The sequence below is a fragment of the Streptomyces sp. NPDC002537 genome (assembly GCF_053594975.1).
In genome coordinates, this window is the sequence record NZ_JBSFWT010000163.1 from 1 (window position 1) to 8066 (window position 8066).

7 protein-coding genes are annotated in these 8066 nt (G+C 71.2%); 1 reads left to right on the top strand and 6 read right to left on the bottom strand.

The genetic code is table 11. The features are described 5' to 3' along the window. Positions 1-57: 57 nt before the first annotated feature. From ACWD4A_RS34850 to ACWD4A_RS34875, 6 genes are all read right to left on the bottom strand, one after another. Positions 58-573 (bottom strand): DUF4142 domain-containing protein, encoded by a 516-nt coding sequence (locus tag ACWD4A_RS34850; RefSeq protein WP_451200422.1) that lies wholly within the window; start codon positions 571-573, stop codon positions 58-60. A gap of 178 nt (positions 574-751) precedes the next feature. Further along, entirely contained in the window at positions 752-2344 is a 1593-nt protein-coding gene (locus ACWD4A_RS34855) for an alpha/beta hydrolase (protein ID WP_451200423.1), read from the bottom strand. A gap of 87 nt (positions 2345-2431) precedes the next feature. After that, on the bottom strand, positions 2432-2695 hold the full coding sequence (locus ACWD4A_RS34860) for a cupredoxin domain-containing protein (protein ID WP_451200424.1): 264 nt from the start codon (positions 2693-2695) through the stop codon (positions 2432-2434). Between the two features lie 183 nt (positions 2696-2878). Then, positions 2879-4117 carry an ATP-binding protein gene (locus ACWD4A_RS34865; RefSeq protein ID WP_451200430.1) on the bottom strand — a complete coding sequence of 413 codons (1239 nt, stop codon included), beginning with the start codon at positions 4115-4117 and terminating at the stop codon, positions 2879-2881. Positions 4118-4155: 38 nt separating this feature from the next. Continuing rightward, complete coding sequence (locus ACWD4A_RS34870) at positions 4156-4875, bottom strand: hypothetical protein (RefSeq protein ID WP_451200425.1); 720 nt, start codon at positions 4873-4875, stop codon at positions 4156-4158. Positions 4876-5140: 265 nt separating this feature from the next. Continuing rightward, on the bottom strand, positions 5141-5485 hold the full coding sequence (locus ACWD4A_RS34875) for a DUF937 domain-containing protein (RefSeq protein ID WP_451200427.1): 345 nt from the start codon (positions 5483-5485) through the stop codon (positions 5141-5143). Between the two features lie 193 nt (positions 5486-5678). Here ACWD4A_RS34875 and ACWD4A_RS34880 point away from each other — a divergent pair, with 193 nt between their 5' ends. Continuing rightward, on the top strand, positions 5679-7949 hold the full coding sequence (locus ACWD4A_RS34880; protein ID WP_451200428.1) for a family 2 encapsulin nanocompartment cargo protein terpene cyclase: 2271 nt from the start codon (positions 5679-5681) through the stop codon (positions 7947-7949). Positions 7950-8066: the final 117 nt, after the last annotated feature.

The following is an 8066-nucleotide window of genomic DNA, read 5'->3' on the forward strand; positions in this document are numbered from 1 at the left end:
GGCGCGGTGGGGGGGGGGGGGCCCCCCACCGCGCCCGCACCCGCGCCGGGGCGGCCGTCAGGCCGTACGCATGCAGTCGCGGACGATGTCGAGGTGGCGGGCGATGTACGGCCGGGCCTTCCGGGCCTCCGCCTGCACGTCGCGGTCCTTGCCGCCGGAGATCTCGTCGTCCATCAGCTTGAGCACCGCGACGTGCGCGGTCTCCTGCGCCTTCAGCCACATCTTGTCGTAGTTGCGGGTGCCTGCCCGCTGCATGATGTCCTTCATCTCCTGCTGCTGCTCGGGCGTGATCGAGCCCGGCAGGGTCACGTTCAGCCGCTTGGCGAGCGCCTTGAGCTGTTCGTCCAGCTTGGTGTGGTCGGTCACCAGCACCGCCGCGGCGTCCTTGGTGCACCGCACGACGGCGTGCCGGGCGGCGTCCTTCCCGGCGGCGATCTCCGCCATGCCGCCCTGGTGGAACGTCGTCAGGAACGTCTCGTCGTGTTCGCACTCCGTGGCGAGTGCTGTGCCCGCCGATGCCGCCGCCAGGGCGGCGGCCGCCAGCGCGGTCATGGCCCGGTATCGCATACGCATCGTCAGTTGCTCCCTTCCTCGTCTGCCCGCGCTGCCGCTGCGGCACCGCGGATGGGGTTCCGGACGGGGCGTGTCAGCCGACGCCCCGTCGGAGCTGATGACTGCCCCGGGCCCCGGCGCCGCCACCCGCGGGGCCGCCGCAGTCCCTCCCAATGGAGCAGCGGCCCTTGAGCGCCGGTCAGGAGCAGGTGCTGTGGTCCGGCGGCAGCACGCCGTCGAGCAGGAACGCGTCGATCCGCTCGTTCACGCACCCGGCGTCCTGCGCGCCGTAGACGCTGTGGCCGCCGCCGGTGTCGGTCATGGTCACGGCGGAGCCGACCGCCGCGGCCATCCTGGGCAGCCACTGGACGGGGGTGGCCGGGTCGTACTCGGTGGTGTGCATCAGGATCTTGGGGGCGCCGTCGGCCCGTACGTCGTGCGAGGTGTCGTCACCGGCCTGCGGCCAGCCGGTGCAGGCGGCCATGCCCGCGGCCATGAACGGGCCGAAGACGGGCGAGGCCCGCACGAACTCCCCGTAGGAGGCGACGACTTGCCGGATGCTGTAACGGTCCGCGGTATCCGCGCAGTTGATCGCGGTCATGGCCTCCTCCACCTTGTCGTGGATGCCGCTCTCCCGTTTGCCGCGGGCCTCGTCCGCCGCCGCGAGGCCCCGTTCCGCGGCCTCGCCGGGGCGGGTGTGGTAGACGATGGCGGCCAGCAGGTTGGGGGTCTCGGGCAGGCTCTCCCGGGACCGCAGCAGGCCCATGGTCTCCTCGATGGCACCCTCGCGGTCGAGCTTCCTGCCGCCCGGCCAGTCCAGCGGCTGCTCGTCGAGCGCGTCGAAGGCCTTGGCGACGTCCGCCATGGCCTTGTCGGTGTTCGAGCCGAGCGCGCAGTCCTCGTCCCCCCGCCTGGTGCACGTCTCGACCGCGTGGCGCAGCGCCCGCTGGTAGGCGGCCGTCTGCGCGAGGGTGGTGTCCTTGAGGTTGGGGGCGGGCTCGTCCACGCCGTCCATGACCATGCGGCCGACGTTCCTGGGGAAGCGGTGGGCGTAGACCGCGCCGAGCTTGGTGCCGTAGGAGAAGCCGAGGTAGTTGAGCTTGCCCTCGCCGAGCGCCGCGCGGAGCACGTCCAGGTCCCGGGCCGCGTTGACCGTGCCGACGTACGGGATGATGTCGCCCGCGGTGCGCTTGCACCGCCGGAGCGCCTTCTCCTGCACCTCGATGAAGTCGGCCACCCCGGCAGGACCGGTGAGCTCGGGAACGGCCGGGCGCTCCTCCTCGGCCGCGCCGCCGCACAGCACCGGGGAGCTCGCGCCGACGCCCCGGGGGTCGAAGCTGACCAGGTCGTAGCGCGTACCGGCCTGGCTGAAGCCGTCCGGGCCGTACTCCTTGAGCTGTCTGAGCCCGGACTCGCCGGGGCCGCCGAAGTTCAGGACGAGCGAGCCGCCGCGGCGGGCCTGGTCCTTGGTGCGGTAGCGCATGAGCGCGAGCCGGATCTCGCCCTTCCCGGGGTCGGCGTAGGTGTACGGGACCTTGAGGCGGCCGCACTCGGCGGTGGGGGCGGCCTTCCCGGTCTCGTCCTTGACCGCCTCGTCCGTCTCCTGCGAGCACGGCTTCCAGGTGATCTGCTGCTTGTAGTAGGGCGTCAGGTCCGGTTCTCCGGTGGCCCGGTCGGAGCCGGTGCAGCCGGCGAGCCCGGGGGCGAGCAGGGTGGCGGCCGCGAGGCACGCGGGCACCTTGGGGACACGCGAGAGACGGTGAGGACGCGGAGGGCGGCGTACGGACGTCATGCCACGGACGGTATTTCGCACCCCAACGACGGGCTTTCCGGAAAGGGCGTCCGGGTGACAACGGCGTGCGGCACGCCGCCGTAGGGGTCAGGGGGCGGTGACGGTGCCCTTCATGAATTCGTGGATGGCGCAGTGATAGCGAAAGGTCCCCGCGACGCCGAACGTGTGGGGAAAACTCTGATTGGTGTGGAGCACGCCCGAATCCCAACCGGTATTGCCGTTGTTGTCGGACGTGGTCGTGTGGTCGTCCGAGTCCTGGTTGACCCAGACGACCGTGTCACCGACCGCGACGCTCAGCGACTGCGGATCGAACGCGAGGTTGTGGATCCTGACGGTATGCGTGGTGGCCACGAGAGGTGCCTCCCTCATATTCGGCCGGACATCACTGCCGGAGTCCGAACTCGTGTCGGACCTTCCCTCACCCGGATGCAGCAACCGCCACCTCACTCGAACGGCTTAAGCAGCCGGGAACCCGGTGGTCCGGTGGGGCGCCCGGGAAATGGGTGGGTGACACACCTTCCCGGCCGGCTCATGTCATTCCCCGTATTCGGGCAGCCGCAGGACGGTGACCGCCCCGCCGTCCGGCGCGTTGGCGAAGGTGAGCTCGGCGTCGATGATCCTGGCCTGGCCGACGGCGATGGTCAGCCCCAGGCCGTGGCCCTTGCCGCCGGGTGTGGTGGGCTCCGTGCGGAACCGCTGCGGGCCGTGTTCGAGGAGGTAGCCGGGGTAGCCGTCGCCGTGGTCCCGGACGGTGATCACGGGGCCGTCCACGGTGAGCGTGACCGGCGGGCGGCCGTGGCGGTGCGCGTTGGCGAGCAGGTTGCTCAGGACCCGCTCCAGCCTGCGCCGGTCGGTGACCACGCACGCGTCGCGCACGATCCGTACCTCCGCCGTGAGCCCGGAGGCCCGTACGGCGCGCTCCGCGAGCGACCCCAGCTGATGGGCGTCGAAGTCGGCCCGCTCCGTCAGCGAGTCCAGCCGGGAGATCTCCAGCAGGTCCTCGGTGAGGCGGCGCAGCGCCTGCACCCGGTCGCGCACGAGCTCGGTGGGGCGGCCGGGGGGCAGCAGGTCGGCGGAGGCCTGGAGCCCGGCGAGCGGGGTGCGCAGCTCGTGGGCCACGTCCGCGGTGAAGCGCTGTTCACCCTGGAGCCGGGCCTGGAGCGTGGCGGCCATCGCGTCGAGGGCCGCGGCGACGGCGGCCACCTCGTCCTGTGCCTTGGCGGGGTCGGTGGTGCGCGGGTCGGCGACCCGGGCGTCGAGGTCGCCCGCGCTGATGCGGCGCGCCACGTCGGCGGTGCGGTGCAGACGGCGGGTGACCCGGGAGACGGCGAAGACGCCGATGAGCAGGGTGCCGCCGATCGCCAGGGTCGAGGAGCCGATGATCGCGCGGTCGAGGCCGTCGATGGTGGCGGCGCTGTGCCGGTAGTCGAGCCGGGCCGCGAGCACCCCGCCGTCCGCGGGGCCCGCGGCCCACATGGTGGCGACACCGTTGTCGTCGCCGAGGGCCGTGCCCCGTCGGCCGTGCAGCGCCATCTCCCGCAGTTTCCCGGGCATTCCGGGCGGGTTGAGGACGGCCTGGTGGTGGACGGGGTCGCCCGCCGCGTAGGCGCGGGCGGCGGAGTCGAGGCGGGCGAGCGCCTCGACGCGCGCCTGGTGCACGGTCTGCCGGGTGACGATGACGTGCACCAGGGTGCCGAGCACGGCCGCGACGACGCAGCACATCACGGCGAGGAAGAGCGTGAACTTCGCGTACAGCGAGCCGAGGCGGGACATCCTGGTCAGCCGGGGCCACGGCGCGCGCGGGCGGGCGATCACGGGCGCTCCGGCGCGGTCGTGGTGGTGTCGGTACGGCGGATCTCGTCGCTCTTCAGGTCCATGTAGCGGCGGTGGGAGTCCCAGGAGTAGACCGAGCGCACGGCGTAGTGCGGGGTGGTGGACGGCTCCCAGACGATCAGGTCCCGCCCGGCGATCTCGATGGACGAGGGCTGCACCACGGTGGCCATGATCCGGGTGAGTTCGCCCTTGACGAGGGTGTAGCAGCGCAGCCCGAGGAGGTGGTCCCCCATCTCGATGCCGACGATCAGGTCGTCGTGCCCGTCGCCCGTGAGGTCGCGGTGGACGGGGGTGCGGATCGGGCAGTCGCCCTTCTCCTCCGAACAGGTGGTGATCTTGGCGGCGGTCGTCTCGTCGAGCCCGTCCGCGCCGGTGACGTCGTTCCGGTGGGCGGCGACCTCCGCCTTGATCACGGCGTAGGCGTCGACCTTGCGGATGTCCCCGGAGGGGACCGGCGGGATGCCGGGCACGCGGGTGGCCGTGACGTCGTCGTGCTGCGCGCCCGTCGGTGTCGGGGCGGGCGTACGGTCGGGCCACAACGGGGACGGGGCCGCCGCGGGCGGGGTCGTACCGGCGCTGAGCGGCTCACCCGCGGTGGAACACGCCGCGCCCGTGGCCGCCACCAGGGCGGCCGCGCCCAGAGCTCGCAGAGCGCGCCGGAAACGGTGCGGCGGCGTGGGGCGGGCGGGTGCGGTCACTGCGGGTCCATGGTCGGGGGTGGCGTACCCCATGTTATGCGAGTGGTTCGCGTACGCGTCCGGGTGCTGCTCCGTCGCCGCCTGCGGCGGGAGCGGCCTGCGGCCGCGTCCTCAATCGCCGGACGGGCTGGATGTACTGGCCGTGACCTTGAGCCTGCGAGCTCAGCCACGGAAATCAGCCCGTCCGGCGTTTGAGGACAACGCGGCGAAGCCGCAGGGCCCGGGGCGCAGCCCCCGGTTACGAATGAAGAAGCCGGGGCCAGGCCTAGCCGCGCCGGCGCCGCTTCGCGATGGCCGTGAGGACGACGGGGAGCAGCAGCTCCAGCGCCCGGGAGACCGTCGCCTCGGGTAGTCCCGTTTTCCTGGACACGGACCGGGCGACCGGCCCGCTGACCTTGCCGAGCAGGCCGGACATCAGCCCACCCCCCAGTCCGGCGAAGCCCGCGGCGGCGGGAGCCTCGGTGGTGAGCTCCTCGGGCAGGGCCTCGACGGCCGCCGCCACGACCGCTTTCGCCCCCTCGGCATCGGTGCCGAGATCGGCGGCGAGCTCCTGGATCCGGTCGGTGCCGAGTTCGTCGAGTACGTCCTTCTTCAGCTGGTCATCGCCCATGCTCACGACATTACGCGCGGGGGCGGACCCCCGTCCGCAAGATCGCGCAACGGGTCACCCCGAGGGACGACGGGCCCACGACACACCCGGGCACAAGATCCTTAACCGGGCCCGCGGCGGCATTCACCACATTGAGCGGAAGTACGACTTCACGATCTATCCGGCACCGCGCGGCGAACTAGCGTGACGGTCCATGTCACAGCCCTTCGAACTCCCTTCCTTCTACATGCCGTACCCGGCCCGGCTGAACCCTCATCTGGAGGGTGCCCGCGGCCATTCCAAGGCATGGGCCCGCGAGATGCAGATGATCGAGGGTTCCGGCATCTGGGACGAGACGGATTTCGACACCCACGACTACGCGCTGCTGTGCGCCTACACCCACCCCGAGGCCTCGGGCCCCGATCTCGACCTGATCACCGACTGGTACGTCTGGGTGTTCTTCTTCGACGACCACTTCCTGGACATCTTCAAGCGCACGGGCGACATGACCGGGGCGAAGGCGTATCTCGACCGGCTGCCCGCCTTCATGCCGATCGACCGGCCGGACGCCACCGAGGAGCCCGCCAATCAGGTGGAGGCGGGTCTGGCCGACCTCTGGGCGCGTACGGTGCCGGCGATGTCGGAGGACTGGCGGCGGCGCTTCATGGAGAGCACCCGGCATCTCCTGGAGGAGTCGCTGTGGGAGCTCTCCAACATCAACGAGGGGCGGCTGTCCAACCCCGTCGAGTACATCGAGATGCGCCGCAAGGTGGGCGGCGCCCCCTGGTCGGCCAATCTGGTGGAGTACGCGGCGCGCGCCGAGGTGCCCGCCGCCATCGCGGCGAGCCGCCCGATGCGCGTCCTCAAGGACACGTTCTCGGACGGTGTGCATCTGCGGAACGACCTCTTCTCGTACGAGCGCGAGACCCGGGAGGAAGGGGAGCTGGCCAACGCGGTCCTGGTCCTGGAGAAGTTCCTGGACTGCGGTACGCAGGAGGCGGCCGATGCCGTCAACGACCTGCTCACCTCACGGCTCCAGCAGTTCGAGCACACCGCGCTCGTCGAGGTGGAACCGCTGCTGCTGGAGCACGGCCTGGACGCCAAGGCCCACGCCGATGTCTTCGCCTACGTCAAGGGGCTCCAGGACTGGCAGTCCGGCGGGCACGAGTGGCACATGCGCTCCAGCCGTTACATGAACAAGTCCGCGGGCGCGGACGCGGCGGACGCGCTGGAGCACACGCCGTTCGCGGCCGCGGCCGACCTGCTCGCCGGGCCCTCCGGCCTGGGCACCTCCGCGGCCCGGCTGGTGGCGTCCCTGGTGGCGTCGGCCCCCGCCCGCCTCCGCGGCTTCACGCACGTGCCGTTCGAGAAGGTCGGCCCGCTGCCGCACCCCGACTTCGGCATGCCGTACGAGACCCGGCTGAGCCCGCATCTGGACGCCGCGCGGGAGCACACCGTCGAGTGGTGCCACCGGATGGGCATCCTGGAGGGCCTGCCCGGCGTCCCGGGGTCGGAGGTCTGGGACGAGGCCAGGCTCAGGGACATCGACCTTCCCCTGTGCGCCGCCGGCATCCACCCGGACGCCACCGCAGAGGAGTTGTATCTGGCCTCGGACTGGCTCGCCTGGGGCACTTGGGGGGACGACCTCTACCCGGTGGTCTTCGGGCGCTCTCCGGACATGACCGGGGCGAAGGCGTGTCATGAGCGGCTCCTCCAGTGCATGCCGCCGGACCTCGACGCCATGCCCGCGCCGGTGGGCCCGCTGGAGCGGGGCATCGCCGATCTGTGGCGGCGCACGGCGGGGCCGATGAGCACGGAGGACCGGCAGAAGTTCCACGACGGCGTCAAGTCCATGCTGGAGAGCTGGCTGTGGGAGCTGGCGAACCAGAAGCAGAACCGCATCCCCGAGCCCGTCGACTACATCGAGATGCGGCGCAAGACCTTCGGCTCCGACCTCACCATGAGTCTGTGCCGCATCGGCCACGGGAATTCCGTACCGCCGGAGATCTACGATTCGCGGCCCGTCCGGTCCCTGGAGAACGCGGCCGCCGACTACTCCTGCCTGATGAACGACATTTTCTCCTACCAGAAGGAGATCGAGTTCGAGGGCGAGCTCCACAATGGGGTCCTCGTGGTACAGAACTTCTTCAACTGCGGGCGGAAGGAGGCGCTCGGTATCGTCAGTGATCTGATGGCATCGCGGATGCGGGAATTCCAGCACATCGTCGCCGTTCAACTCCCGGCCCTTTTCACGGACTTCGGTCTGGACGAGGAAGCGCGCACGGCGCTGACGGCGTATGCGGACGAACTCAAGAACTGGATGGCCGGAATCCTGACGTGGCACGACGGGTGCCGAAGGTACCGTGAATCGGATCTGCTGCGGCATAACGCGAGTGCGCCGCCGGGTGGTCCGGGCGGCTTGAGCGGCCTGGGTATGTCGGCGGTACGTCTTTCCGGCCTGCGGCCGGAGTTGTCGGTCGGCTGACGGCCTGTGAGGGGTGTTCCGGGGCTCCGCCCCGGGCCCCGGACCGCGCTTCGCGCGGTGTCCTCAATCGCCGGACGGGCTGGATTTCGCGGACCGTGGCTCTTTAACCGACAGAAC

What these genes read in the sequence shown, in the direction of transcription:
- ACWD4A_RS34850 (WP_451200422.1), bottom strand. Translation starts at nt 573, where the DNA reads ATGCGTATGCGATACCGGGCCATGACCGCGCTGGCGGCCGCCGCCCTG.
- ACWD4A_RS34855 (WP_451200423.1), bottom strand. Translation starts at nt 2,344, where the DNA reads ATGACGTCCGTACGCCGCCCTCCGCGTCCTCACCGTCTCTCGCGTGTC.
- ACWD4A_RS34865 (WP_451200430.1), bottom strand. Translation starts at nt 4,117, where the DNA reads ATGTCCCGCCTCGGCTCGCTGTACGCGAAGTTCACGCTCTTCCTCGCC.
- ACWD4A_RS34875 (WP_451200427.1), bottom strand. Translation starts at nt 5,485, where the DNA reads ATGGGCGATGACCAGCTGAAGAAGGACGTACTCGACGAACTCGGCACC.
- ACWD4A_RS34880 (WP_451200428.1), top strand. Translation starts at nt 5,679, where the DNA reads ATGTCACAGCCCTTCGAACTCCCTTCCTTCTACATGCCGTACCCGGCC.